Genomic DNA, 26,921 nt, shown 5'->3' with positions numbered 1-26,921 from the left:
CTTACTATTTGATAACAACATTGCCTTGGCTTTTTGTTAGACACAAAGGCATATTTATCTATTTTTGCGCCTTCATTAATCAATACACCTTATGGACTTGAATAATTTAACAGCCTTATCTCCTATTGACGGTCGTTATAGAAGAGTAACTCACCCTCTCGCTACATATTTAAGTGAGTTCGGCTTAATTAAATATAGAGTTCAGGTAGAGATTGAATATTTTATTGCTTTATGCGAGTATGATTTACCGCAACTTAAGAGCGTTGATTCAGCGATTTTTCCTCAACTAAGAAAGATTTATCAGGATTTTTCTGAAAGCGATGCGTTGAAAATAAAAGAAATAGAGAAGGTTACTAACCATGATGTAAAAGCAGTTGAATACCTGATAAAAGAAAAATTTGATGAATTAGGGTTATCGGAACAGAAAGAATTTATACACTTCGGGTTAACCTCACAGGATATCAATAATACATCCATTCCTCTTTCATTAAAAGAGTCTATTACCACCGTAGTATTACCATTGATACATGAGGTTAATAATTTAATTAATCAGTTTGCTGATGATTGGAGAGATATTTCAATGCTGGCAAAAACACATGGGCAACCAGCCTCGCCAACACGTTTGGGCAAGGAGTTTAAAGTTTTTAGTGAACGAGTTAGCAAGCAATTAAATTTATTAGCACAGGTACCTTATTCAGCGAAATTCGGTGGTGCAACTGGCAACTTTAATGCGCATCATGTGGCGTACCCAAACAACAACTGGATAGACTTTGGTGATAATTTTGTTAAACAATATTTAGGATTAGAACGAAGCCATCCGACCACTCAAATAGAACATTACGATAATTTAGCAGCTCTTTTTGATGCTCTAAAGCGCATCAATACTATATTGATTGATTTGAGCAGAGATATATGGCAGTATGTTGCTTCAAATTACTTCAAGCAAAAGATAAAAGCCGGTGAAGTTGGGTCTTCAGCTATGCCACATAAAGTGAACCCAATAGACTTTGAAAACGCGGAAGGGAATCTAGGAATAGCCAATGCAGTTTTTGAACACTTAAGTGCCAAATTACCTATTTCAAGGCTTCAAAGAGACCTAACGGATTCTACGGTATTGAGGAATGTAAGTGTACCCTTGGCTCACACTGTTATCGCCCTAGAATCTCTGAAAAAAGGATTAAATAAGCTCGAGTTGAACAAAGCAGCCATTGATTTTGACCTGGAAGAAAATTGGGCGGTAGTTGCTGAGGCAATTCAAACTATACTCAGAAGAGAAGGGTACCCTAAACCTTATGAAGCTTTGAAAGAACTAACTCGTAAAAACGAGAAGATTACGAAAGAAAGTATTCATTCGTTTATAGAAACACTCAATGTGAGTGATGATATTAAATCGGAATTGAAGGTGATTACACCATTTAATTATACTGGAATGTAAATGTCTTTGATTGAAGAAATTAAAGCTTGTACTATATGCAGCCAATATTTGGTTGATGGAGTAAGGCCAGTTTTTTCTTTCAATGCTAAAAGTAAAATTGTTATCATTGGCCAAGCGCCAGGTCGTAAAGTTCATGAAAGTGGTATCCCTTGGGATGATAAAAGTGGCGAGAACCTTAGGAGTTGGCTTGGTGTAAATTCAGAGCAATTTTATAATCCCGATAATTTTGCCATTGTTCCCATGGGTTTCTGCTATCCGGGCACTGGCAAGAACGGAGATTTGCCTCCTCGCCCAGAATGCGCTCCTCAATGGCATTCCAAAATTCTCACCGAACTTAAGAGCCCTCAATTAATACTCTTAATCGGTTCTTATGCCCAAAGCCATTATTTACAAGGTAAAAACAAACCTACATTAACAGAAACAGTAAAATCATACAAAGAATATTTACCAAATTATTTCGTTTTGCCTCACCCATCTCCCCGAAATAATATTTGGAAAGCTAAAAATCCTTGGTTTGAAATCGAGCTATTACCTGAGCTTAAAAGAAATATCCAGTTGGTATTAAACTAGCCAACAAAATCACCCGTTTCGGCCCTACAGCGTTTACGCCATTTTTTAAGTTTAAACTTCCAGAAAGGGCCATTTTTTAAGGTGATTCTCAATTTAGCGAAAAAGTTATGCAGGTTTCGTTCAAAGCCATTATCGTTATACGCCTGGCCTTTGGGCTGCACTAAATATACAAAGCCCATCTCCTGAGTTATTTCTTCCATGCACGGATTGCCAATCAACAAGCCTTTGGAAGATTGCTTCACCCAATAAATAGGATGTTTGGTTTTATGATCTTTAGGATTGGATTTGTACTTAGGTGATTTAGTAGTGGTAGGTGTATCACCAAATACCAGTTTATCCTGACATAGAGCTGTACAGGTCAAGCATATGAAAAAAATGAAAGTCAATATGCTGCGCATACTCAAAAATAGGAAACTTTTATGGGGTTTATTGCTCTAAATCTTCATTATACAATAATTGATTATTGTAGAAGTCATATAAAGTTAATCTGCGCAGATCGTAATAGGCAGTCCAGAACGAACGCAAGGCATTCACATAGCTTCTCTTTGCATTGTCTTTTTCTGTTAGCGCTATATTTAAGTTGGTGATATCTATTTTGCCAATCAAGTACCTATTTTGAGCTACCTGATACCTTTCCTGGGCCACTTCATCTGATTTTTTAGTAATCTCTAACTGTACCATCAACACCTCAAATTGGCGAACCTTAGTTAGAATTTCTTGCTCGAAATTCTGTTCATCTTGCGCAATCACATAATCATTCAATTGCTGGTTTGCTAGTGCTGTTTTCATACGTGCTTTATTTCTACCCCAATCGATAAGCGGAATATTAAAGCTCACATTAAATCGTTGCTGATTATTTGGGTCAGTGTAAAGATCATTCACATCGCTACTGGCGTTATTCAATCCGTAGCTTGCCGTAAAATCTGTTTGAAATCGTTGTGCCCTTGCTTCTGCCACTTCGCGCTCAGCCTCAATTTTTCTACGTTCAAAAGCTATATAGTCTGCACGATTTTTTTGCGCATAATTTAAGGCATCATCGAAGTTTACCTTAAAAAGTGGCACCTCTTCAGGAAGGATAAGCATGAAATCTGATTCCTCATTATTTAGTCCTGTAAATGAACGAAGTTGCAAACGGGCGGTTTCCATATCTAATTGCGCCTGAGCAACATCTTGCCTGGATCTGAGCAATTGAAGTTCTACTTGTAAAAGTTTGTCTTTGGATGTTGTTCCAATATTATATCTGCCCTCTTCAATTTTATAAATAGTATCGTTATTAGCCAGGTTAAATTCTGCGATTTGTAGATTTATCTGCGCATCTAAAAATGAAAAAAATCGATCTACAGCCGTTCTGGCTATTGACTCTCTTTCTTCAACAAATTCCCTTTTTGACTCTTCGTAACGCAGTGGCTCGGTTCGCTTGTCCCATTTCAACGAATTAAAACCGAAGATGGGCTGATTCAATCGTATATTAAATAAGGTAGTGTTGTATTGTGATATATTACGATCGAGGTCATCAAAATAATTTAAGTTGGAGTTGATCGAAACATTACCTCCGGTAAAAAATAAGGGCTGCTCAATGCCTAAATTGGCAAATGAACTTACTTGCTCCCTACTTTGAAAAACGATAGTTCCATCGTCAATCCTATTGCTAAAAAAATCCCTGTTATAATCTGGTGCAGTACCATTCAATCGTAATTGTGGGTTGTAGTTGGATTTATAAAATCTGTACTGCCAGTACCTGTTCTCCTTTCGCGTTTCAGCCTGCTTCGCAGCTGGTGATTGATTCACAGCTCTGTCAATTACTTCTTCTAAGGTGAATTGTCTGTTTTGTGCCAATCCGTCAAGTTGAAAAAGGAGCAGTAGAAATAAGATGAAATATGAAAATTTATTCATAACGTAATGATGAAATGGGGTCTTGTTGTGCAGCTCTTCGGGCAGGTGCTATTCCAAAAATTAACCCTACTGTGGCAGCTACACCAAACGATAATACTATTGATGAAAAAGAAACGATTGTGGGAATTTCAGCCACAGCTGATACTGCATAAGCCAGTGAAATACCTAAGATAATTCCGATAATGCCACCGGAAACGCTAATCATCACTGCCTCAAATACAAATTGATAAATGATATCTAATTTTTGAGCACCGATCGCAAGCCTTAGCCCAATTTCCTTAATTCGCTCCAAAACAGAAGCTAGCATGATATTCATTATACCAATACCACCTACAAGCAATGAAATACCGGCTATTGCTCCTAATACAAAATTGAATATATTTTTAGTGCGTTGCTGTTGCTTAAGCAATAACTCGGGTATTGATATTTCGTAATCAATGGTTTGATAATGTCGTCTCTTCAATAAACGAGAGATAATTTCAGAAATACTCAACATCTGTTCCGTTTCCTCAACCTGAATTACCAGCCGATCTAACTGATGGTAATTCACGGCCTTTTGAGACTCTTGTTCGGTATTACCGTTTTGATTGTTATTATCATTATTTGAGGCCCTTTTTATTAGGGTTTCAGTAATCAAGGCTCTGTTTTTATACCTTATCAGTACCGTTTTTAATGGGGCATATACATCCATATTATAATTTCTGATGCCCAGGTTCGCCATACTCTTATCACTGATAAGTCGTTCTTTCAAAACGCCAACAATCAATAGCCAATGGGCACCAACCTTAATTCTTTTGCCAATAGGGTTTTCGGTACTAAAAAATTTGGTTTTAATGCCCTGACCAATCACACAAACAGCTTCCCCCATGTTTATCTGTTTGTCGTTGAAAAATTTGCCTTCGTCTAACTCAAAATTTGAAATATCGAAGTAGTTATTTTCAACCCCCACCAATTTAGCCGTGCGCCTAATGCCATTTTTAATAATGTAAGTTTCCAGCAAAACTTCAGGACTAATTTTACTGATGCCAGGTATGATTTCTTTGATGCTATTGGCATCTAACAAGGTAATGCCGGGTGAAAAATTCTTATCCTCTTTTTGGGAAGAATTGGCATCCACTTCTTCTTCAGATTGTTCAATAACCGGGGTAATAACTATGTTATTTACACCTACTAGTTTTATTTGCTCTAGAATTTCCTTTTGAGCGCCATTACCAATTGCCAACATAGCAATTACGGCTGCCACACCAAAAATTATTCCCAATGCCGTTAAAATAGATCTTACCTTGTTGGCAAGCACGGCATCAAAGGCAATATAAAAATTAGAAAGTAAGCTAGCGGTATTCACGAGTGGATTCAATTATCTGCTAATGAATTCTCCTCTTTTATAAATGCAATGGGCGCATCGTCTATGCCTTGCGGCACCGATAAATACAGCTTATCGCCTTCTTGCACACCTTCTCGAATAACCGCTTCATTGGCGTTTATTTCTCCTACTTTCACCTCGGTCTTTGCAAATCCTAACCCATCTTTCTTCACCACATAAGTGATTGAATCACCTTGGCTGTGCAAACATTCAAGTGGCACATACACCACATTTGGTATGGTTTCGGCAATAATCGTATTGGACGTAGTCATGGCCGGTCTAAGTGTTGTATCCGATTCGTTAATTAGAATACTAACCTGAAAAACTTTGGAGTCGGAGTTTGGTTTTTGCTCACCAATGTTGGCAACGTTAGTCACCTTACCGGAAAGTTTCTTCTCTGGAAATGCATCTAAGCCAATAACAACCTGCTGGCCAACGTTTATTGCTCGGATATCAACTTCATTGACATAAGTTTTGGATATCATAGTTGATAGGTCTGGCAAGGTGGCCACTACAGGATCCCAAGCTCTAATGGTAGAGCCTATCCCCATTTTAGTGCCGTTCCATTCACGGTGATACACCAGCATCCCGGATTCAGGCGCTGTAATCGTAAAACTCTTCTTCATCTGTTCCAGAAAATCATAGCCTGCCTGATCATCAGCTAATTCTGCTGCCGCCTCCTGCATTTGGGCTACCGCCTTTTGAGTTTTTAGCTTATAATTTTCTTTAGCTTGGCTGTATTCGCGTTTGGCTTTCTCGAGATTAATTTCAGCTTGCTTTATTGTTGCTGGCGGCTCGAATTTCGATTGAGACAAGATTATTTCCTTTTCTTCAACGGCATATCGGAGATTAATTAACTCATCTCTGGCAGCCCTAAGTTCTAGCGCAGTGTCCAGCTTGGTTTGTGTGAATTTTGATAGGCTTTGCTGAAGCTCATTGTACCGACTACCCATTTTATCTGAAAGTTCCGATTGATCTAACCGGGCAATGTAATCGCCTTTTTTAACTACCGTTCCTTCATCTACAATATGATCGATTTTTACTTGCCACAGTTGTGCTGCTCTTAACCCATTAGGGCCAAGTATTTTAACTGACTTTTCAGCCTCAAGCTCACCAGTGGTTGTAATTTCTACTTTAAATGTTCCTTTTTTGGCTTCAATGAATACCTCACCCCCTTCTACCGCAGTGCTACCCGAGAAAAACCATATGAGGATAATTAGAAGCAGAGTACCTGCTCCTCCGAGTATGACCTTTTTTTTCATGTGTTGTTATAAAGTTTCTAAACAAATTTATGTAAATAAACTATAAGCTTAGTTACTATTCATAAACGATAAACGCCTTATATATAAAATTAATTGTTGCATTGGCTCAGAAGACATTTCTATATTTGCGGCATCTTGAAAAAGCTGATAAGTTTCATTTTACGTAACGTTCCCAGGAAATACATTCAACTGGTAAGTGCACCTACACTAAAAATTGTGGGATTGTTTATGCGCGGTAATAATGTTACCTGCCCTATTGCGGAAAAAAGCTACCGTAAATTTCTGCCCTATGGAAGAGTAAATCCAAGACCAAACGCTCTATGCCCTGACTCTTTATCATTAGAAAGGCATCGGTTATTATGGTTGTATCTAAAACAAAAGACCAACTTTTTCCAAGAGAAATTGCACTTCTTACATATTGCACCGGAGCAATGTTTCATGAAAGCTTTTCAAAAGCAACATGGAGATGGCTACATAACAGCTGACCTGGAATCTCCACTCGCAAAAGTAAAAATGGATGTACACGACATTCCATTTGAAGAAAACACTTTTGACATTACAATGTGCAATCATGTAATGGAACATGTAGATGATGACATAAAAGCTATGTCAGAAATATACCGTGTACTAAAACCCGGAGGTTGGGCCATTATGCAGGTACCTTTCTTTGGCCCTGTTGGTGATGTTACTTATGAAGACAAAAACATTACAGACCCTAAAGAGCGCGAACATGTTTATGGGCAGGATGATCATGTAAGGCTTTATGGCAATGACTATCCGGATAGAATCAGACAAGCAGGCTTTGAGGTAATTGAAGACCGGTTTATTGATGAACTTGGCCCGGAATTAATTAAGAAATATGCACTTCCGCCAAATGAGACCATTTTCTTTTGTAAGAAATAAAACATGGCGTCATGCCGACAGAAGGAGGCATCTTCCTAATTCAAATACCAATTAAAATTTATTTGGTCAGCTTGATTTATGAATATCCCTCGATTCCTCGCGATAACACAGGTTACTTCAAATCCTCTGGGTCAATAAGCTTAGATTTCAACAACTCTTTCATCACCAATTCTGTCATATCGCTTTTAAAGGCAAACTCGTACCTAATATCGGCCACATAGGCCTTAAGTCGCATTTTTAAATAAGACCTGCGCTCTTTCACTTCATTAAAAAAAAGTACTGCAATAGGCTTGTTAAGGTATATGTATTTCGATACTTGTGCTGCTTCAATTGCCACTTGACGGACTTTAGTGGTATCAACCGTTATAGGAAGGTATATTTCAGCCACTACCTGACAATTCGGTTCACCAGCATTGGAATTTGAAACAGATGTGTTCATTACCTCAGAGTTTGGAACACTTACGAGAGAATCATCAGGTGTTACAATTCGAGTAGATCGTAAACCGATTTCCACTACCTCACCGTAAAACTTTCCTATTTCAATTTTGTCGCCCACTTGGAAAGGTCGATCGAACAAAATCATAATGCCTCCAAAAATATTTTTAATAATATCCTGAGCTGCAAAACCAATGGCAATACCCAAAGAAGCCGTGGCTGTAAGTACAGCGTTAATGGGTGGTTGAAATATCCCTGCAATTATGATAAACAAGATAAATGCCCAACCTAAAATTTTAAGTATTGGTATGAATCCCTTAATCGTGATACGGTAGGTTGTGCTTTTTTCTGCAAACTTTTCCAGCACTGTCCCGAGAAAACGTAGAACAAAATATCCTACTACCAGAAATACAATTGACCAAAAAATCTTGCCAATTGATATTAAGTCATGTATTGGGGGTACTTGTATTTTTTGTTCAGAATCTGTTTTTGCACTCACAGAATCCTTCTTTAATGTATCCTGACTAATGTTTTTCGCGCCTAATGTATCCACTAGAGAAATACTCTGTACTGTATCAATAGTCACAGAATCAGGACTTTGAGAATAGCCAAATAGAGTTAATAAGACTAAAACGAATGTGAGCAACTTTTTCAATGGATTATGTTTTTAGCCTTCAATAATGATACTGTTTGTCTGTATAAAAGAGGATTGATAAAATAGGTTAGTTCCGGCCTTATTATCACTCCATCTTCCAACAGTGTGTGTAATATACCTCTTGCCTTTTGTATACTCTGATTGGTAATATCAGCCACATGTTCTTCAGTAAGGCCATCATGCAATAACAAAATGGTGAGTACCTCCAGCTTTTGATTTGATAGCCCATTGATAAAGGAATAGTCAATATTACCAATAGATTTAATTCGAATTGTGTTTCCTTCACCAATATTGGTTGACCTAAGCCAATAGACGAGAGCGATGCTAATATTGCTCTTAGTTAGCTTATTTAACTCGTTGAAGTAATTTTTCTTTAAATAGGCCTGCTGTTCTTCGTACTCCATATTGGCAAACCGCTTATTATTTGCCTCGTCAGACCCTGCTTCGTAAACTAACTTGTAGCCACTCACTTTATGTCTGCGTTCTATAATATTGATAATATCATCAGCAGACAATTCTTCCATCTCAACCTTATAACTGAAATTTTCGGAAAAATTAATTGTCTTATCCAGATACTTGAATGCATATTGGGTACACCCTGTTATCCAAAATGTATTTCTATGAGTAAGTGAGATTAACTCTGCAAGTACCTTTACAACCACAAATCCTCCGATTTTTTTTTCGTAGAGGTTCTGAACATTTTCGAGAATAACGATCTTCTTTTTACCAGTATTCAAATATGTAACTAAGGCATTGAGCTCTAGCCGATTTTTACCTCCAATTGCCTCGTTAAAATAAAGAAGTAGGTCCTCTTCTCTACTAATATTTTGCTCAGGTCTGAGCCTTATAATCTCTTTATCTTCTTTTAAATTAAATAGAAATAAATTTAATAATGTAGTTAATCCTGAGCCTTTCTCACCAACAACAACTGTTGCTGCAAATCGTCCAGCATTCCAATTTGAATAAGCATTCTTTAACTGCTTATGCTCTTCCCTTCGCCCCTCAAAAAACTTATCATCTTCTAATGGGCGTGCTCTAAATAAACGCTGGTAAACTACTGGCAAAGACTCAATTACTGTTTCTGTTTCAGCTAAGAAATCTGCCATTTCAGTTGACACTGTAGATTTAACTCCTTGAATACCAAGTCGTTTTAACTTTTGTCTAAAAAGCTCATTGTACTTTTTATAACTAGCTTTGATGAATCTAATGGCAAGTGGCACGAAGTTTTTGACGGTATTAATAACATTCTCCTTGAGCTTTCTGCCACGGTCTATGGCCTTACCTTTTGCTATTCTTACTCTTAATTCAAGAATATTTTCATTGTTGGTAAATTTTATTAGGTTCTTGCAGTAGGTAATCAAACCTTCATTGAGTTCATTAGAAACATTAGCTTCAATCTCATCAAGCTGCTCCTTTGCATTGTCTAGCTGAGCGATGGTTCTATCCATACCTTCCAATGCTATGGATTTTGCTTCATCTAAATTCTTGCTGTCATCCGCTTTAGATGCAGCAGTTTCTAAATTAAATGAGAGGATTTGTTCCATCTGAAGCAATGTTGCTTCTGCCTTTGATAGGTTTTCATTCGTTGCAACTTTAATTGCTTCCGTAACCTTAAAAAACTGCGGTGCCGTTTCAAATTGAATCAACTCCGAAGGAGATATGTAGTTAATCTGTGCGCCTTTAACTGGTGCGTTGAAATCAACTCCTCTTGTAATCGCTCTTCTTTGGCTAATTTTTTCAAGAGATTCAATCGTTAGTTGTTCCAACGAATCAATAGTTTCAAGAAAGTCCTGATTGATAATATGATCCCTTGTATCATCTATTAATTTGCTCAGCTGTTTATTAATAGCTGGTAGTTCACTTACTATTAACTTCTTAAATGACTGGTCCGGCTCTTTTGATAATTTACTCTTCCACCCCTCCAAATGCTGTTTTACAGAAATGAACTTGTAATCATAAATAGTATTTAGCTTGTCGTTTATTGAGCTCTTTATCTCTATAATTTTATATAGAGACTCGTATATGATGTCATATAATTCAAGGTCAATTTGCCAGTCATCGTTAAGAACAAGGAGTGTGTTATTCCATCTGGTATTAACCCTCTTGAAGTTATTTGTAATCTTCTTATGAAGCTTTTTACTTTTTCGTTGTGAAAAACTTCGGTTTGAGCGCTCAATAGTGCCAGCTCTTTCTAAATTAAAACTGAACGATGCGCAGCTTTCTTTAAAACTTTTTTCAACCACTGCTTTAATTCGCTCTTTGGCAGCATCTAACTTTTTTAAATTCTCGTCAACTTCCGCTTGAGTTACTTTTTTTAGCTCATCTTCCTGTTCTAAGCCAAAGTTCTTTGATAACCTTTTATCAATTTGATCATCATAATACCATAGCGTTAATGCTGTAGCCGTTACTTCCTGATAGTATAAATCAATTGCCGGTTTTAAATCTTCAAGAAACTTTTCTTTTAAGTAGTAATTGGTGAGATCCCTGAAATTAACTTTATGATACCAAGACTTTAGAGGTACCTGGTCTTTACCCCTTAATTTTCGAATAACATTAGCCACTTTTTCGGGCCATTTTGAAATTAAATAAACTGCTTTTTTAGCTGGTTTAAGAATTTTAATGAACAGGCTGTCATCTGACTGAATATCAAATCGTTCTTTCTTTTGAACTAACTTTTTTGTTTTAACCTGAGACTTTAAGTGCACCTTAAACTCCTTCTCGAATAACTTAAACTCCGTCTCATAATCATTAAGACCGGCTTTTAATAAGTGTTCAGTGGCTTCTAATAAATTTGCCTTGTAAACGAATGCTTGTTTTAAGGCTTCAGGCTTATCAAGGTCTGACGAGTTTAAGTTTATTATTAGCTCATACGCCTTCTTTAGGAACTCCTTGTGATCGTCAAGCCTATGATTGAATGGTGTTAAAAAGGTGGAATGAATTACCTTTTTTATTATATCGAAATGTTCATTGTTTTTATTGGTCATTGAAATAACAAGATAGTTAAATTATTTCATTCCAATATGCATGAGCGCATCGCCCATATTCACTACCGGATAGTTGTTAATACCTATTACAACGCCATCCATAGGTGATTTTATCTTTTTCTCGAACTGACCATACGGATCAGTAATTACACCCAATAATTGATTTTTCTCTACTTTACTACCATTACGCACGTAACTATGATGAAGCCCCGCATACTTGGCTCTTACCCAGGTCGATTCTTTAATGTAAATCGTTTCTTTATCTGGTTCTGGTGCATCATCCCGCATTCCCAAATATTTCATAACACGCAATGCACCCTCAACGCCTGCATCAATAGCCTGTTTACGCATTCTCAATGTCTCTCCACCTTCAAACACCAAAACAGGCACACCAGATTTGGCAGCAGTTTTTCGCAACGATTTATCTCTGAACGGGGATTTTATAATTAATGGTGGTGCAAAGGCTTGTGCCAGCTCCATTTCCTGTGGCAATTCAAGGGCACTTCTGAGTTGCGGATAGTTGTTATGACTGGCACCCCCTGTATGAAAATCGAGGCCGTAATCAATCTGTGGTAAAATCTCACTTGTAAAGAAATTAGCTACTCTACTGGCTAATGAACCAGTTTTTGATCCTGGGAAAGACCTGTTTAAATCCTTACCGTCAGGCAACCCGCGTTCATGATTAATAAAGCCATAAACATTAAAGACTGGAATGGCTATCACCGATCCTTTTTTTGGTATGTACGATTTAGAGGCAATTAGCCTTCTTAATATTTCTACACCGTTCGTCTCATCACCATGTACTCCTGCCATGATCAACAAGGTAGGTCCATCCAATTTAGCTCTGGATACAAAAACCGGAATGTTGATAGGTGTTCTGGTCGGCAATCTGGCAATTAATGCATTAATCTGTAAATTCTGTCCGGGTTCTATCTTATGCCCGTCAATCACCATTTGCTTCATATATCAGGCGTTAATTTTATCCTTTTGAATCCTCTTTTTAGGTTTGGCGACATTATGCTCCAGAAATTCAACAATCTTACCAGCTATATCAATATTCGTAGCTTTTTCAATACCCTCTAGTCCTGGAGAAGAATTTACTTCCAAAATCAAAGGCCCTCTTTTTGATTGAAGCATATCCACACCAGCAACTCCTAGTCCCATTTTCTTTGCGGCATTGATTGCAGCAGCTTTTTCTGAACGAGAAAGTTTAATAATAGCAGATGTACCTCCTCTGTGCAAGTTAGAGCGAAATTCACCTTCTTTCGCTTGTCGCTTCATGGCTCCTACTACCTTTCCATCAACTACAAATGCTCTGATATCTGCACCGCCTGCTTCTTTAACAAATTCCTGAACTATTACACGTGCTTTTAAACCATGAAAAGCCTCTATAACTGAGGCTGCCGATTTTCGATTATCAGCCAATACTACACCAAGGCCTTGCGTGCCTTCCAATAGTTTAATGATTACCGGAGCTCCGCCCACAGCATTTAAAATCGAATCTGTGTCTCGTGAATAGTTCGTGAAAACCGTTTTAGGTAATCCTAAACCAGCCCTGGAAAGTATTTGAAGACTTCTCAGTTTATCGCGAGATCTAATGAGTGCCTGCGATTCTACAGCCGTAAAAACCTTCATCATTTCAAACTGGCGCACAACAGCAGAGCCATAAAACGTTACGGATGCACCTATTCTGGGAATTATAGCATCAATATCATCCAACGTATGACCATGATAGATAATACTGGGTTTGTTCTTTTCCATGACAATCGTACATCGAAGATGATCTACAACTACTGCCTCATGGCCCCGCTCTTCGCAAGCTTCTACTAATCTTCTTGTGGAATATAAATTCGCGTTTCGGGAAAGTACTGCTACTTTCATTTTTTGTTGGATTTTAATGATAAATTCTTTTTTGATGTGTCTACTATAAAATGCTTATTTAAAAGCTTACGACCAAGCAATAATGGGAATTTTAAATTTCCACGATCACTAAGTGAAAATTCTGTTTGAATGTCTTTATCAAATATTCTTATGGTAGCCTGAATGATATAACGCTCCTCACTCTGGCCGAATGAGTTCTTGATCTTTTTAGTTTTGAATTGTTTAAAGTAGAAGCTTTTATCGTTATACTCTTCATGCGATGGATCTAACAAAGTAAAATGCAGTACATCTTCACCATCTTTCTTAATTACTTCTGCATGGTGATAATGAATGGCTGACGTATATGCACCTGTATCTACTTTTGCCCTAAGTTGAAATAATTCCATCTCAGGCAAGTCTACTATTTCGTTTCTTCCGATAATTTCTTTTTTCAAATTCAGAATAGTTTTTCTCTAATATAAAAAAAGAGGCTGTTAATTAATTAACAGCCTCTCAATTCTATTAAAGTTAATTCTATTTAGAAACGCTAAATTTTACCAAAGTTTTTTCCCAGGCAATCGTTACACCATCTTCTACAACATTAATGATAAAAGTTTCCACCATGTCTGTTTTACTTGGCTTCACTTTAACTCTTAACGCATCATCAGACTCTACATAATTATAAGCGCCCCATTGTTTATGCGTTTTGTTAAAAATAACAGTCCACTCATTTTCATTAGGAATAGTAAATAATGCATACTTACCTTTTGCTAATGTTTGTCCTTCTATTTTAACATCTTCACTAAATTCTATTGTTGTAGCATCATTTGCTCCAGTTCGCCATACTTTGCCATAGGGAACTAGTCCATTCATTATTTTCCGCCCTTTAGCAGATGGTTGGTGATATTCAATAGTTACTGCTACCCCATCAATAGTACCTTCTGCTGTAGCAGATGGACTAGCTTTTTTTTGTGCACAACTTACAGTTACGAATGCCATCAATACGATCGCTGATAATAAATATGTCTTCAATGATTTCATGGATTATTTAATTTATAGGTTTGAAACAACTAACGGCACAAAGGTGGAAACAGTTTTAAAAGTGTCTATAAAAAAGGAGAGGTGCCTAACACTTTTGTAGACACCTCTCGTATTTTCAACCTGTAAACCAATCATTTGTACGATCGTGCCTACATTTGGTTGCAATGTTCTGTAAAAAAATCTTAAAAAAGTTAAAATGCTTCGGCAAATGCGAAATAAAATCCACTCACACCATCCCCAATACCATAATCGAATCGGATATTTGCTCTGTCTGATTTATTCACCATAAATCGAATCCCTCCTCCGGCAGCCCATTTAAAATCGCCTATATCGAATTTAGAAAACTCATTGGCTACATCACCTACTGATGAGAAAACAGTAAACCCTAACCTCGGTAAAACCTGATATCTGTACTCGCCTTGCAAGGCCATTTGCTGGTTATCTCTATAACGGCCGTTGTAATATCCCCTCATAATCATATCTCCACCCATTAACGCCATTTCCCTAAATGGTACGTTAGAGCTATTAAACTCCCCGAAAAACTGAGTGGCTAATACTGATTTATCAGAAATGCCCCAGAATTTTCTTAAGTCTACCGTATATCTGTTATAAGTAAAGTCACTACCAAATGCCTTTTGATGATGGAATGAGGCCACATTTAGAAACATTCCTTCTGATGCATTTAACACATTATCTCTGTTATCATAAACTACAGAAAAACCTACCGCTGCATTTTTACCTGTTTGAGATTCAAGAATGGGTTTGTCAGCCAATAAAAACTCAGGTTCAAAAGTTAAATCATATAAGTCGGTATACCTTATCTGAAGCCCGGCAAACAAATGATTACGAACCTTTTTTAAAACCCGCTCTCTGAATTCAAACACCTGGTATTGCAAATCCTCCTCAAAATCTTCATTAGTATCATTGCCAATACCATAGTAGAAAATGGGGAAGTCATAATAATTCAATGCACCATTAAAAACCCATTCTTCATTTTTTGTGAAGATATTATGCCTGGTTTCGAAAATTATTTGATCATTTAAAGTGTACGCACCAAGCACCTGCACATTCGATGCCCTGGTATTTTCTTTATCACCTAAATTGAAAATTCCCGTTGTGAGCGCACCGTAACCAAGGCGTGTTTCTGGTGTATAAAAAATAGCAGGCAATGGAATTATTCTCAGTTTCTTTTCAGCGCTAAGAGAATCACTATCCTGAGCCAAAGCATTAAATGAAGAAGCTAAGCAAAAAGCTAAGCTTAAAACTATTATTCTCATTGCTGTGCACTCATTAGTAGTACCTTCCAGGCATTCATTACTTCACCTTCCAGCAGATAATTCTTAGCAATTTTATGCGCCTCTAATTCATCTTTTATCTTAAGATCGGCTGTAAACTCTTCAATCTCTTCTTTAGTAGGCAATTCTTCAACATTACCTAATTTACCCAAATCATTGCCCGTAAGAATAGTGCTGTTTCTAATTTTAGATGGAATAGCATCAACCCCAACTCCAAGCGTGGTCAATGGTTTTGCGATTTCAAACAGTGAATCGCCATTGGCACGCGCATACCAATTGCCGCCCATTCGAGCTACAGCATCCAACTTAAATGGATCAATAGAGCCATTTTCATCCAAAATATCTTCGTTTATATGTGCCAAAAGAACTTCACAAATAACTAAGTTACCTGCTCCCCCCTGATCTCCTAATGGTTTAACTTCAATCACCTTACACTCAAAACTTACAGGTGCTTCCTTTACTCGTGGCGGTTTAACCATCTCGGATTTTTCTTCTGTAAACCCAGCCTTCTCGAATTCATTTGTGCCTTTTGGATATTCCGTACTTGAAAGTGACATCTGCTCCACCATTGCATAGTTCACAATATTGATCACAACCTCATCTACTTCCAGTACATTTTCATAGGTATGCTTGGTGGTATTATCTCGGCCCCTTCTGGCAGGAGAAAAAACTAGTATTGGCGGATTAGCTCCGAAACAATTGAAAAAACTAAAAGGACTTAGGTTAACATTCCCCTCTTTATCAATGGTACTGGCAAATGCGATAGGCCGTGGCGCTACTGCTCCCAGCAGGTATTGGTGCATTTTCGGAACTGCAATTGCTTTGGGATCAACACGTAACATAGTCATTATTTTGCGGGTAAAACTTTACTGGCCACTTCACCAAACCCTATTCTAACGCCATCTTTTTCTGCATGGCCGCGCATAATCACTGTGTCGCCATCTTCGATAAACTTTCGCTCAGAACCATCACTAAGTTTAATTGGCTTAGTGCCTTTCCAGGCCAGTTCTAACATTGAGCCATAAGAATCTTCCGTAGGCCCGGATATAGTCCCAGACGCATACATATCACCCACCTGAATGTTACAGCCATTCACAGTGTGGTGAGCTAACTGCTGATTTACATTCCAGTACATGTACTTGAAATTACTTTTACAAATCAGGTTTTCTTCACCACCTTCTGGCTGTAGGTAAACCTCTAAATTGATATTGAAGTTTTTATCACCTTTATATTCTAAATAGGGTAAAACAGCAGGTTCTTGTTTTGGAGTAGGTACCCTGAATGGCTCCAAGGCATCCATAGTAACAATCCATGGAGAAATGGATGAAGCAAAATTCTTCGCAAGAAAGGGCCCTAATGGCACATACTCCCAAACCTGTATATCTCTGGCTGACCAATCATTAAATAGAACAAAACCAAAAATGTATTCCTCTGCCTGCTCAGTTGAAACTGCATTTCCTAACCCATTTTCTTTACAAGTAATAAATGCCGTTTCCAATTCAAAATCTAACCTTTTAGATGGGCCAAAAGATGGAAGTTCTGCATCAGGAGCTTTGGTTTGACCCTTAGGGCGATGAATATTTACTCCTGAAGGCACGATAGATGAAGCTCTGCCATGGTAACCCACAGGTATATGTTTCCAATTTGGAAGTAACGCATTATCCGGGTCTCTAAACATCGTTCCAACATTGGTCGCATGCTCAACACTTGAATAAAAGTCAGTATAATTCTGAACCTTAATCGGCATAAGCATTTCAGCTTCACTTTTATCAATTAAAGCCAACTCTCGTGCTGGTTTGTTATCGCGTAATTCAGCATTATTTTCCTCTAACAATTCTGCAATCCTGTTTCTAACAGCACCTGTAACTTCTTTTCCAAGTCCAATAAAATCATTTAGATATTGCTGATTGAATACCCCCGAAGACAGTCCTAAACCATCAAAAAAACCATTCTCATGCAAGTAAGTGAGATCTACAATGTAGTTTCCTATTGCTACACCGGCACCAGGAGTTAGATACTCCGTTTTAAAGATTCCGAATGGCAAGTTTTGAATTGGAAAATCAGACTTTTCGGGTACTTCTACCCACGACTTCAAAGAAGGATCATTTGCGTTTATCATACTTATCTATTTTTGCCCTGCAAAGTTATAGTTTTAAGGATAGTATTAAAACCAGCTAGCTTGAATAGATGAACGGTTCTGTTCCTCTAAACATATTAATTCCCTAGTTTTGCAAACTCAAATTTTTACATTAAAAGTATATGTCATTATCAACAAAATACGACCCGTCATCGGTAGAAGATAAATGGTACAAGCATTGGATGGATAAAGGTTTCTTTCACTCAGAACCTAACCCTGATAAAGAGCCGTATTCAATCGTCATTCCGCCACCAAACGTGACTGGCGTGTTGCATATGGGGCATATGCTTAACAATACCATTCAGGATGTTTTGATCCGCAAAGCCCGAATGGAAGGTAAAGAAGCGTGTTGGGTGCCTGGCACGGACCATGCCTCTATTGCTACAGAGGCTAAAGTTGTTAGAATGCTTCGTGAGAAGGGTATTAAGAAAAGCGACCTTACGCGAGACGAATTTCTTGAACACGCCTGGGAATGGAAAGAAAAGTACGGTGGAATTATACTTGAACAGCTAAAAAAATTAGGTGCTTCGTGCGATTGGGAAAGAACATCTTTTACCATGGACGACCATTATTATAAAGCAGTTGTTCGTGTATTTGTTGATCTATATAACAAAGGATATTTGTATCGTGGTTTACGAATGGTTAACTGGGATGTGGAAGCTCAGACAACTGTTTCTAATGAAGAAGTATTATATCGTGAGGGTGGTGAAAAATCGAAACTTTATAAAGTAAAATATCAGATTAAGGACTCAGACGAGTTTGTGGTTATAGCTACTCAGCGTCCTGAAACCATAATGGGTGATACAGGAATTGCTGTTAATCCAACAGACGATCGATTTAAGCATCTAATTGGTAAAAAAGCGCTTGTTCCATTCATCAATAGAGAAATTCCAATAATTGGTGATGAGTATGTAGAGCTTGATTTCGGAACCGGTTGTTTGAAAGTTACACCTGCGCATGATCCTAATGATTATGAGATTGGTCAAAGGCATAATCTAGAAGTTATTGATACAATCAACTTAGATGGTACTTTAAATGAGAAGTGTGAGGTGCCAGCCTATGTTGGAAGAGATAGATTTGAAATACGAAAGCAAATCATTAAAGATTTGGATGAAGCAGGTCTTTTAATGGGTGATGAAGATTTTGTTACTCGTATTGGTAGGTCTGAAAGAACAGATAGCGTTATTGAGCCTAAGCTTTCTTTGCAGTGGTTCATCAATATGAAAGAAATCTCTAAAAAGGCACATGCCGCAGTAATGGATGATGATGTTGTGCTGCATCCTGCAAAATTCAAGAACACCTATCACCATTGGATGGAAAACGTAAAAGACTGGTGCGTTTCTCGCCAGTTATGGTGGGGACAGCGCATACCTGCTTATTATTATGGAGAAGGTGAAAATGATTTCGTTGTTGCTGAAACTATTGAAGAGGCGCTTGTGATTGCACAAGAAAAATCTGGAAAGAAAGATCTAACAATAAATGACTTAAAGCAAGATGAGGATGTACTAGACACATGGGCATCGAGCTGGCTATTTCCTCTAGAAGTGTTTAAAGGATTTGACGATCAATACTTTAAGGATGGAAAAATAATTGAAGGTTCTAATAAAGAATTAGATTATTATTACCCAACCTCTACACTGGTAACAGCACCGGAAATATTGTTCTTTTGGGTGGCGAGAATGATCATAGCGGGTTACGAGTATACCGGCAAGAAACCTTTTAAAGATGTTTATCTCACGGGTATCGTTCGCGATAAGCAACGAAGAAAAATGTCCAAATCTTTGGGTAACTCACCTGATCCTCTGGATTTAATTGCTCAATATGGTGCTGATGCTGTAAGAACGGGGATGTTATTCAGCTCGCCTGCAGGTAATGATCTTCTTTACGATGAAAAGCTAATAGAGCAAGGCAGAAATTTCGGGAATAAAATATGGAATGCTTTCAGGCTAGTTCAAGGCTGGGAAGTTGATAATAAAGTATCAGGAGATAGTAATAAAGCAGCCATCGTTTGGTTTGAGGCTAAATTCAACCAAACCTTAGAAGAAGTAGAAGATCATTTTAAAAAATTCCGGATCAGCGATGCTTTAATGGCAACTTACAAGTTGATATGGAATGACTTCTGTTCGTGGTATTTGGAGATGATAAAACCAGATTATCAAAAGCCTATTGATGCTGCCACTAAAGAAGCCACAATCACATTTTTTGAAAAAATATTGCGATTGCTTCATCCATTTATGCCATTTATCACCGAAGAACTATATCATGAATTAGGTGAAAGAAATGAAGATGATTGTATGATTGTTGCAGCTTGGCCAAAAGTTGAATCCTATAATGCCAACATTTTGAAAGAAGCTGAACTGGCTTTTGATATCATCGGAAATGTTCGAAATACAAGAAATGCTAAGCAGATTGCACCTAAGGAGCTCCTTAACCTGAAAGTAAAGACTTCTGACTTTGCTAAGTTTAATTCTTTTGCTGGTGTAATTAAAAAGCTCAGTAATCTTGATGTTTTTGAAGTAACAGAAGATAAAGTTGAGAACAGTTCAAGTTTTGTAATTAAAGGTGACGAGTTCTTTATTCCGCTTGCAGGTACAGTTGATATGGATGCAGAGCGAGAAGAAATGCAAAAAGAACTCGAATACACTAAAGGCTTTTTAAAGAGTGTCGAGAAAAAATTGAGTAACGAACGATTTGTACAAAATGCTCCCGAGCAAGTAGTTGCTATGGAGAAGAAGAAAATGGAAGACGCTCAGGCTAAGATTAAAGCTATAGAAGAGAGTTTAGCAAGTATGGCTTAATCAGAGAATGACATGATTAGAACTATACTAATTGCCATTTTAGTTTTATTGGTTAATGTGGGTAACGCTCAGACTAAAATAGAATGGAGCCCTGAAGTAGAACTTGGAATAGCAAATTTCAAATCTGAACAAACCGAAATTAATAGCGATTTAGAATCCAATTTCGTTCAAACTGGCGCTTATATGAATTTTAATTATCAAATGAGTAGTTATGAATTCATGTTCACAAAGAATTTTAATTCAAAAGTAAGTACAGAATTTGTTGAATCGGCTGCAGTTATATCAGCAGTTGATTCAACAACAGCAGACTTTATGGTAGATTTTGTCCAATATAATTTTGATTTGACTGAACTATATGCAAGAAAGTTTAGAAAGGAGATTTATGAAGAAAAAGGGGCGTTTTCTAGTTCAGATTTTTTCCTTCCAATTTTCGAAAAATATCAAAAAGAATTGACATCTGAAAATGCGCGTGTTTCCAAATTAACAGAGTTAGGTAAAAAATCAGAGTTACTTAAATCTGAAAGGCAAAGGGTTTTAAAGGAGATTGAGATTCTATCAGATTACTGCAAGTCTTGTAAACCTCCTAAATCAAAGAAAAAGAGAAACTAATGTTTAGTCGACTCCCTAAGAATCAATTCGGATACCAAAGGCTCGTGAGAAATCTTAGCATCTTTATTTTTGATCATTTTAAGTAAGTACTCAACCGATTTTTCTCCAATTTCAAAAAGGTGATGGCTCACAGTAGTTAACCGAGGCTCAACAATTTTGGAAACCGGATAGTTACCAAACCCAATCACTGATATCTGTTCAGGGATTTTATAGCCCATTTTCTTCAACACCAAAATCGCCTGAACTCCCAAATCGTCATTTACAGCAAAAACCCCATCGAGATCAGGATTTGATTTTAGGATTTTTTTCAATGCTCCCTCTACATTGTGCCTATCAAAATCACAGTTTTCTATCAGGTTTTGCTTAACTGAAATATCATTTTGCCTCAGAGCCTCCTTATATCCGTTGAGCCTATTCTTAGAATTTTGCATGTTCTTTGGCCCAGCTAAATGTGCAATATTTCTTGCCCCACCATCAATTAAATGTTTAGTGGCCAAAAAAGCGCCATTAAAATCGTCCGCTTCCACTTGGGTCGTATCAATAGAAGAGTCGGTTCTATCAAATAAAACAACAGGCATTTCCTCCATTACCTGCTTTACGTGATTTAGCTTATTTGTACCCTTAGAAATGGCCATCAAAATCCCATCAACCCTACCATTGGATAATGACTCCAGGTATTTAATCTCATTTGCTTCCTCCTCGTCAGTTTGACAAATTAAAAGCTGGTAACCTGCCTCTGAAGCGGCTTTTTGCATACCGCTTATTACTCTTGAATAGAAATAAATACCAATATTAGGCACCACCACGCCAAGGCAAAAGGTTTTATTAATTCTTAAACCTGCTGCTACATTGTTCCTCCGATAATTAAATTTTTTAGCAACGGCTTTTACGGCCTTAATAGTCTCATCATTAATTTGAGGACTATCATTGAGAGCTCTGGAAACAGTAGAAACTGATATTCCTAATGCTTTTGCTATGTCTTTTATTGTGGTAGCCATATTTTCAATTTTAATGTAATAGTAGCAATGAGAGGCTTAAAAATAAACTATCATGATTAAATTAATATTAAATTTTACGTAACCCAGGTTAAATTTAAACCCTGCAATCAATGAATAGTTTAAATTCTTAATAGCAGTCGCTAAAATCGAGCAGCCATTAAGAGACTCAGATCTTTATGCTTTAGACCAAATTTTCTCGCGATGTATTCATTGGTGAGACTGCCCTTGTAGGTATAAACACCTTTCATAAACCAGCTATGAGCGAAAATCATTTCTTCCACACCACCTTCTTCGGCAGCCCTAAGAATTGTAGGAGTGAAAATGTTGCTTAATGCACTTGTGGCTGTATGAGCCACTCTGGAAGCAATATTTGGTACGCAGTAGTGTATTACATCGTATTTTCTATACACAGGGTCTTTTAGGGAGGTCAATTCAGATGTTGCAATGCACCCACCCTGGTCTATACTTAAATCAATAATCAATGAATCCGGTTTCATGGCAGCCACCATTTCTTCAGATACCACATGCCTTGCCCTTCCTTTTTCTGCTCTCAGAGCTCCAATCACTAAGTCAGCAGACTTGAGAGACTCTGCTAAAGTAACTGTATCGATGGTGGAGGTATAAATTTGATGACTCAGTGTCTGCTTTATTCTTCTGAGCTTATAAATGTGGTTATCAAATATCTGTATTTCAGCCCCTAAACCTCGTGCAACACGAGCAGCATATTCCGCTACCGTTCCGGCACCAATAATCACCACTTTGGTGGGTGGCACGCCTGTAATACCTCCTAAAATTATTCCTTTACCGCCATTAGCACAGCTTAAATATTCTGAAGCGATGGACATCACTGTATTGCCAGCAATTTCGCTCATAGCACGAATAATGGGCATACCACCTACTTTATCCTGAATAAACTCAAAGGCTAAAGCAGTAATATTCTTCTTATTCAATGCGTTGATGTAATCCGGAGATTGGTTGCCCAACTGAATGGCTGATATTAATATCTTGCCTTTAGTTGTCAATTCTATTTCCTCAAGCGTTGGTGGTTCAATCTTTAGAATTACATCGGCCTTATAAATCTCATCTTGCGAGTAAACAATCTTCGCTCCTGCATCAGCGTATTGCTTATCTCTAAACTTGCTGCCAGCACCGGCATTTGTCTCCACCCAGATTTCATGGCCATTGTTCACCAACAATTCAACGGAATCAGGTGTAAGTGTAATTCTCTTTTCCTGCATGGAAATCTCATTGGGCAGTCCAATAAGAAACGATTTCTTCCCCTTTTTAACCTCCGCAAGCTTCTCCTGAGTGTAAAGGCTCGTTTTAGAAGCTAACTGTGCAAATCCTGATTGAGATTTTTTAGTCATGGCGTTTAAGTTCGATCACTCGCTGATCAGCATCCGATATTTCTATCGATACATTCAAAAAATTTTTATCAGGAAGAAGACTGGGGATTTTTGAAGACCACTCCACAAAACAATAATTGCCAGAATCAAAGTATTCTTCAACTCCTATATCCATGGCTTCCTCCTCATCATTAATTCTATAAAAATCAAAATGATAAATAGTCTGATTATTTCCTGTAAGGTACTCATTTACAATGGAATACGTAGGACTTGAAACATGATCTTGAACTCCTAGTTGCCTGCAAATTTCTTTGATGAGGGTTGTTTTTCCCGCACCCATCTGGCCATCAAAAATCCAAAATTTCAACCCATGTGAAAACTCAATAATTTGAGTCGCCACCTTTTCCAACTCTTCAATATCCCGACAAACCAATTTTAGCCCGGATAATGCACTATTTACCATATTTCGAATTTAAGGAAATTATTGGAATAATCATTTCCTCCATAGACACTCCGCCATGCTGAAAAGTATCCTTGTAATAGTTTACGTAGTAATTAAAATTGTTAGGATAGGCGAAAAAATTATCTTCCGTGGCAAAAACATAACTTGTGGATACATTGAGTTTTGGTAAAAAAAATCGTTCCGGTTTGGGCACCTCAATCACCTCATTACCCGAGGTATAACCCAGGTTTTTTCCCTGTTTATATCGAAGGTTAGTGTTGGTATTTCTGTCGCCAACAATTTTAAATGCTTTTTTTACTCTAATTGTACCGTGATCTGTTGTCACTATCAATTTTGAACCACTCTCTGCAATTAATCGAAGAGCCTCCAGCAATGGAGAATGTTCTATCCATGATTTTGTGATCGAACGGTAAGCAGATTCATCAGGTGCTAGTTCCCTTATCATGGCCATATCCGTTCTCGCATGCGAGAGCATGTCAACAAAATTGTAAACTATTACATTCAGGTCATTGGTAAGCATATTATTGATATTGTCAACCAGCTGCTTTCCTTCACTTGTTCTTTTTATCTTGTGATAGCTAAATTTTATAGTACTATTTAGCCTTCGCAAATGCTTTTCTAAAAACTTATCTTCATTATTATTCTTTCCTTCATCATCATCTTCACCCACCCATAAATCAGGATGTTTTTTCTCCATTTCTGAAGGCATCAATCCAGAAAAAATAGAGTTTCTGGCATAAGCTGTGGTTGTTGGTAAAATGGAGTAGTAGCTATCTTCTTCCTCCACATTAAAATATTCCGTTACAGCGGGTTCTATAATTTTCCACTGATCGTACCTCAAATTATCAATAACTAGAAAGAATACGGATTTTCCCTGCCCTACCTGAGGCAGCACTCTATTTTTTAACAGTTGATGTGATAATAATGGTTTCTCTACATCTGGGTCATTCAACCAGGACTCATAATTATCACTTATAAATTTTGTGAACTGATTGTTTGCCTCCTCCTTCTGCATATTTAGCACTTCATACATACTTTTATTTTCCGTGCTATCTATTTCCAGTTCCCAATAAATTAATTTCTTATACACCTCAGCCCATTCAGCAAAATCTAAGTCATCACCAAACGACAAACTTATATTTCTGAATTCTTGCTGATAACTCATATTGGTTTTCTCTGTGATTAGTCGCTTGTTATCTAATATTTTCTTCACAGAAAGTAGTATCTGACTGGGGTTCAACGGTTTAATGAGGTAATCGGCAATCTTGGCACCTATGGCATCTTCCATAATAGACTCCTCCTCATTTTTAGTGATCATCACCACAGGAAGGTTAGGCTTCATCGATTTGATGTGTGATAATGCTTCAAGACCTGACATGCCTGGCATGTTTTCATCCAAAAAAACTACATCAAAATGACTTTCTTCACAGCTTTCAACTGCATCGGAACCACTATTCACCGCTGTAATGTCATAGCCCTTATTTTCTAAAAAAAGTATGTGCGGCTTGAGCAGATCGATTTCATCATCGGCCCACAAAATATTATATCTTTGCATTAAATCACTTTTGGTTGAAAGAATTTCTTTTCACCTTCAATAACGGAAAAAGAACGCAATAGATTGAACAAAAAGAAAATTTTTAATGATCCTGTGTATGGATTCATCACAATAAAAAGTGATCTCATCTTTGATATTATTCAACACCCTATTTTTCAACGACTCAGGCGAATAAAGCAACTTGGGTTAACAGAATTAATTTATCCGGGAGCGCATCATACTCGTTTCCATCATGCAATAGGTGCCATGCACCTTATGTCAAGAGCATTAGACTCTTTGCGAGGAAAAGGTATTGAGGTGTCTGATCATGAATATGAGCAGGCTCAAATTGCTGTTTTACTTCATGATATTGGTCATGGCCCTTTTTCACATGCATTGGAGTTCAGCCTTTTAAAAGGGATCAAGCATGAGAGTATTTCATTTTTATTGATGAAAGAGTTGAATAACCAGTTCAGCAATGAGCTATCACTGGCCATAAAAATCTTTCAAAACACATATGACCGTCAATTTTTCCATCAATTAGTTTCCAGTCAATTAGATGTTGACAGGCTGGATTACCTAAAGCGTGACAGCTTTTTTACAGGTGTTTCAGAGGGAAGTATAGGGCTAGAAAGAATCATCTCTATGCTCAATGTTGTTGATGATAGAATAGTAGTGGAGGAAAAAGGGATTTATAGTATTGAAAATTTCCTTAATGCAAGAAGGTTGATGTATTGGCAGGTTTATTTGCATAAAACCTCGGTTAGTGCAGAAAAGATGCTTATCAATTTAATATTAAGAGCTAAGGAGTTAACCATGGCGGGGAAGCCTGTACAAGCTTCCAATTCGTTGAATTTATTTTTAAAAAATGATTTTGTGCTTGATGATTTTCAAGCAGACACTAAGCTCATTACTGCGTTCGGAGAATTAGATGATTACGATATTTGGGGAGCTATTAAATTCTGGCAAGATTCAGAGGATAGGATATTAGCTGAGTTAAGCCAGAAAATTTTAAAGCGGGATCTTTTCAAAATTAAACTTACAAACGAGCCATTAACCAAAAAAAGCCTGGAAGTTCTGAGGGCATCTTTAGTGGATCAATTTGACCTTCGGCAATCTGAAGCCAGATACTTCTTTGCACATGGTGAAGTAACGAATAAAGCCTATGCACCTGAAAGTGCCTCAATCGAAATACTTACCAAAAAAGGGAAGTTACTTAATATAGCTGAAGCCGCTGAATTGCCGAATATCAAAGCTATAAGCAAAATTGTAAAAAAATTCTATCTATGCTTTCCCAAAAATGTATCTTTACCACTTAACAGTTAATTAACATAGAATAA

Annotated in this window: 23 protein-coding genes; 6 read left to right on the top strand and 17 right to left on the bottom strand. The window is 37.4% G+C overall.

Going from position 1 to position 26,921, the window contains the following annotated elements:
- Positions 1 to 91: 91 nt before the first annotated feature.
- Positions 92 to 1,435 (top strand): adenylosuccinate lyase, encoded by a 1,344-nt coding sequence (gene purB, locus JR347_RS08540; protein ID WP_205723631.1) that lies wholly within the window; start codon positions 92 to 94, stop codon positions 1,433 to 1,435.
- Positions 1,436 to 2,005: a uracil-DNA glycosylase family protein gene (locus tag JR347_RS08535; RefSeq protein WP_205723630.1), complete on the top strand. Its 570-nt coding sequence runs from the start codon at positions 1,436 to 1,438 to the stop codon at positions 2,003 to 2,005.
- On the opposite strand, the gene JR347_RS08530 is transcribed toward JR347_RS08535, so the two are convergent.
- The 4 genes from JR347_RS08530 to JR347_RS08515 form a co-directional block, all read right to left on the bottom strand.
- Positions 2,002 to 2,367 carry a hypothetical protein gene (locus JR347_RS08530; protein WP_205723629.1) on the bottom strand — a complete coding sequence of 122 codons (366 nt, stop codon included), beginning with the start codon at positions 2,365 to 2,367 and terminating at the stop codon, positions 2,002 to 2,004. The genes JR347_RS08535 and JR347_RS08530 overlap by 4 nt on opposite strands.
- 64 nt (positions 2,368 to 2,431) lie before the next feature.
- Positions 2,432 to 3,898 carry a TolC family protein gene (locus JR347_RS08525; protein WP_205723628.1) on the bottom strand — a complete coding sequence of 489 codons (1,467 nt, stop codon included), beginning with the start codon at positions 3,896 to 3,898 and terminating at the stop codon, positions 2,432 to 2,434.
- Positions 3,891 to 5,243, bottom strand: coding sequence for an ABC transporter permease (locus tag JR347_RS08520; protein ID WP_205723627.1), 1,353 nt, complete (start codon positions 5,241 to 5,243; stop codon positions 3,891 to 3,893). Before JR347_RS08520 ends, JR347_RS08525 begins: the two co-directional genes overlap by 8 nt.
- Before the next feature lie 8 nt (positions 5,244 to 5,251).
- Entirely contained in the window at positions 5,252 to 6,523 is a 1,272-nt protein-coding gene (locus JR347_RS08515; protein ID WP_205723626.1) for an efflux RND transporter periplasmic adaptor subunit, read from the bottom strand.
- Positions 6,524 to 6,658: 135 nt separating this feature from the next.
- On the opposite strand from JR347_RS08515, the gene JR347_RS08510 reads away from it, so the two are divergent.
- Positions 6,659 to 7,426 (top strand): class I SAM-dependent methyltransferase, encoded by a 768-nt coding sequence (locus JR347_RS08510; RefSeq protein WP_205723625.1) that lies wholly within the window; start codon positions 6,659 to 6,661, stop codon positions 7,424 to 7,426.
- 112 nt (positions 7,427 to 7,538) lie between these two features.
- On the opposite strand, the gene JR347_RS08505 is transcribed toward JR347_RS08510, so the two are convergent.
- The 9 genes from JR347_RS08505 to fahA all read right to left on the bottom strand — a co-directional run bounded on the left by JR347_RS08505 (position 7,539) and on the right by fahA (position 17,815).
- Positions 7,539 to 8,516 carry a mechanosensitive ion channel family protein gene (locus JR347_RS08505; protein ID WP_235689777.1) on the bottom strand — a complete coding sequence of 326 codons (978 nt, stop codon included), beginning with the start codon at positions 8,514 to 8,516 and terminating at the stop codon, positions 7,539 to 7,541.
- Positions 8,513 to 11,500, bottom strand: coding sequence for a hypothetical protein (locus JR347_RS08500; protein ID WP_205723624.1), 2,988 nt, complete (start codon positions 11,498 to 11,500; stop codon positions 8,513 to 8,515). Before JR347_RS08500 ends, JR347_RS08505 begins: the two co-directional genes overlap by 4 nt.
- A 21-nt stretch (positions 11,501 to 11,521) precedes the next feature.
- A complete protein-coding gene (locus JR347_RS08495) occupies positions 11,522 to 12,463 on the bottom strand; it encodes a succinylglutamate desuccinylase/aspartoacylase family protein (protein WP_205723623.1) in 942 nt (313 codons plus the stop codon).
- 3 nt (positions 12,464 to 12,466) lie between these two features.
- On the bottom strand, positions 12,467 to 13,381 hold the full coding sequence (rimK, locus tag JR347_RS08490; protein WP_205723622.1) for a 30S ribosomal protein S6--L-glutamate ligase: 915 nt from the start codon (positions 13,379 to 13,381) through the stop codon (positions 12,467 to 12,469).
- Positions 13,378 to 13,815, bottom strand: coding sequence for an ATP-dependent zinc protease family protein (locus JR347_RS08485; RefSeq protein ID WP_205723621.1), 438 nt, complete (start codon positions 13,813 to 13,815; stop codon positions 13,378 to 13,380). The genes rimK and JR347_RS08485 overlap by 4 nt, the downstream gene beginning before the upstream one ends.
- 79 nt (positions 13,816 to 13,894) lie before the next feature.
- Positions 13,895 to 14,401, bottom strand: coding sequence for a DUF2911 domain-containing protein (locus JR347_RS08480; RefSeq protein ID WP_205723620.1), 507 nt, complete (start codon positions 14,399 to 14,401; stop codon positions 13,895 to 13,897).
- Between the two features lie 191 nt (positions 14,402 to 14,592).
- Positions 14,593 to 15,678 carry a BamA/TamA family outer membrane protein gene (locus JR347_RS08475; RefSeq protein ID WP_205723619.1) on the bottom strand — a complete coding sequence of 362 codons (1,086 nt, stop codon included), beginning with the start codon at positions 15,676 to 15,678 and terminating at the stop codon, positions 14,593 to 14,595.
- Entirely contained in the window at positions 15,675 to 16,538 is an 864-nt protein-coding gene (locus tag JR347_RS08470; protein WP_205723618.1) for a flavin reductase family protein, read from the bottom strand. Before JR347_RS08470 ends, JR347_RS08475 begins: the two co-directional genes overlap by 4 nt.
- Before the next feature lie 5 nt (positions 16,539 to 16,543).
- A complete protein-coding gene (gene fahA, locus JR347_RS08465; protein WP_205723617.1) occupies positions 16,544 to 17,815 on the bottom strand; it encodes a fumarylacetoacetase in 1,272 nt (423 codons plus the stop codon).
- Positions 17,816 to 17,955: 140 nt separating this feature from the next.
- Between fahA and JR347_RS08460 the strand changes: the two genes are divergently transcribed.
- Together JR347_RS08460 and JR347_RS08455 are read left to right on the top strand one after the other, a co-directional pair.
- Positions 17,956 to 20,631 carry a valine--tRNA ligase gene (locus tag JR347_RS08460; RefSeq protein WP_205723616.1) on the top strand — a complete coding sequence of 892 codons (2,676 nt, stop codon included), beginning with the start codon at positions 17,956 to 17,958 and terminating at the stop codon, positions 20,629 to 20,631.
- Between the two features lie 12 nt (positions 20,632 to 20,643).
- The gene (locus tag JR347_RS08455; protein WP_205723615.1) at positions 20,644 to 21,240 is read left to right on the top strand and encodes a hypothetical protein; all 597 of its coding nucleotides are present in this window, start codon (positions 20,644 to 20,646) and stop codon (positions 21,238 to 21,240) included.
- Here the strand turns inward: JR347_RS08455 and JR347_RS08450 are convergent.
- The 4 genes from JR347_RS08450 to porX all read right to left on the bottom strand — a co-directional run bounded on the left by JR347_RS08450 (position 21,237) and on the right by porX (position 25,602).
- Complete coding sequence (locus JR347_RS08450; RefSeq protein WP_205723614.1) at positions 21,237 to 22,238, bottom strand: LacI family DNA-binding transcriptional regulator; 1,002 nt, start codon at positions 22,236 to 22,238, stop codon at positions 21,237 to 21,239. The genes JR347_RS08455 and JR347_RS08450 overlap by 4 nt on opposite strands.
- A 140-nt stretch (positions 22,239 to 22,378) precedes the next feature.
- Positions 22,379 to 23,605, bottom strand: a complete 1,227-nt coding sequence (locus JR347_RS08445) for an alanine dehydrogenase (RefSeq protein WP_205723613.1) — start codon at positions 23,603 to 23,605, stop codon at positions 22,379 to 22,381.
- Positions 23,598 to 24,047 (bottom strand): tRNA (adenosine(37)-N6)-threonylcarbamoyltransferase complex ATPase subunit type 1 TsaE, encoded by a 450-nt coding sequence (gene tsaE, locus JR347_RS08440; protein WP_205723612.1) that lies wholly within the window; start codon positions 24,045 to 24,047, stop codon positions 23,598 to 23,600. Before tsaE ends, JR347_RS08445 begins: the two co-directional genes overlap by 8 nt.
- Entirely contained in the window at positions 24,037 to 25,602 is a 1,566-nt protein-coding gene (gene porX, locus JR347_RS08435) for a T9SS response regulator signal transducer PorX (protein WP_205723611.1), read from the bottom strand. The genes tsaE and porX overlap by 11 nt, the downstream gene beginning before the upstream one ends.
- Before the next feature lie 63 nt (positions 25,603 to 25,665).
- Between porX and JR347_RS08430 the strand changes: the two genes are divergently transcribed.
- A complete protein-coding gene (locus tag JR347_RS08430) occupies positions 25,666 to 26,907 on the top strand; it encodes an HD domain-containing protein (RefSeq protein ID WP_205723610.1) in 1,242 nt (413 codons plus the stop codon).
- Positions 26,908 to 26,921: the final 14 nt, after the last annotated feature.

It is taken from the genome of Fulvivirga lutea, from assembly GCF_017068455.1.
Taxonomy (GTDB): domain Bacteria; phylum Bacteroidota; class Bacteroidia; order Cytophagales; family Cyclobacteriaceae; genus Fulvivirga; species Fulvivirga lutea.
This window is presented reverse-complemented; position numbering and strand designations above follow the sequence as displayed.